The sequence below is a fragment of the Nocardiopsis lucentensis DSM 44048 genome (genome assembly GCF_000341125.1).
GTDB classification, from domain to species: domain Bacteria; phylum Actinomycetota; class Actinomycetes; order Streptosporangiales; family Streptosporangiaceae; genus Nocardiopsis; species Nocardiopsis lucentensis.
Window position 1 is genome coordinate 1 of the sequence record NZ_ANBC01000037.1, and the last position, 1,227, is coordinate 1,227.

Sequence of the window (1,227 nt, forward strand, 5' to 3'; positions counted from 1 at the left end):
TCGGTGTCGCGCTCCCATCCCTGGAGGCGTCGGCGCAGGCCGGAGGGTGCGGGTTCGGTGGTGGCCGTACCCGCGCGCAGGCGTTCCCGGGCGCGCTCGACGAGGGCGGCGCCCTCCAGGATCTCCGTCCGCCGGGAGTCGGCGGGGTCCAGCTCCGGCCCGGCCGCGACGGCGCCCTTTGAGGCGGTGTCCCCGACGTGCGCCGGGGGCCACACGGCGGAGTTCTCCTCGTCGTCGTGCGGATTGGTCTCCTCCGGATCCGGCGGCGGCGCCCAGGCCACGACCGACCCCGACCCCGCCTCACACGCCTCGCGAACCTCCTCCAGGAACACCGACGGCCCCCTCGGCGTACCGCCCGTGCGACCCCACCAGTGGCCGGTGCACAGCAGCGCGAAGGACGCGCGGGTGACGGCCACGTAGGCCAGCCGCCGCTCCTCCATCAGGTGGCGCGCCTCCTCGGCCGCCTTGAAATCGGCGATGTCCTCCTTGGCCACACCGGTCAGGGCGGGCAGGCTCGTGCGGTCGCCGCGCAGCGGGTACGGGAGCAGGTGGTCGGCCTTGACCCAGGCCAGCGAGTCACGTGCCTTGGCGGGGAACAGCGGAGCCTTGCGCCCCGCGCTCAGGCCGGGCACGATCACCACCGGCCACTGGAGCCCCTTGGCCCCGTGCACGGTCATGAGCTTGACGCTGTCCGAGGCCCCGACCCGCTCGCCGGGCGCCAGACCGCTCTCGTTCTCCTCGGCGGCGTTGAGGTAGCTCAGGAAACTGCCCAGGGTGGGGTCCTCGCTGTTACCGACGAAGCGGACCGCGTGGTCGACGAAGGCGTCCAGGTCGGCTCGGGCCGACAGGGGGTCGCGGCCCGTGCGGGCACCCACCTCGATGTCCAGGCCGAGCATCCGCTCGACCTCGGTGACCAGGTCCGGCAGGGGCTGGCCGACGAGTTTGCGCAGGGACCGCAGCTCCTCGGCGAGGCGGCCCAGGCGTTCGTAGGCGGCCTCGGAGTAGTCCTCGGCGGGCCCCGGGTCGTCCACGGCGTCCACCAGGCTGCCGCTCTCCGCGGTCAGGTCCAGGACGGTGCGCCGCAGGATGTCGTCCTCCGGTTCCTCCCCGGGGTCGGGGGCGGTCAGGTCGCGGCGGGTGTGCCGGGCGAGCTCGGCGGCGCGGGCGCCCAGCGCGGCGAGGTCGCGCGGGCCCAGCCGCCAGCGCGGTCCGGTGAGCAGGCGGGGC

General features: G+C 75.1%; 1 protein-coding gene. It reads right to left on the minus strand.

Features of this window, described 5'->3' with window-relative positions; translation table 11 throughout:
* A partial coding sequence (locus D471_RS0101030) for a 3'-5' exonuclease (RefSeq protein ID WP_017596906.1) occupies positions 1-1,227 on the minus strand: 1,227 nt, incomplete at both ends.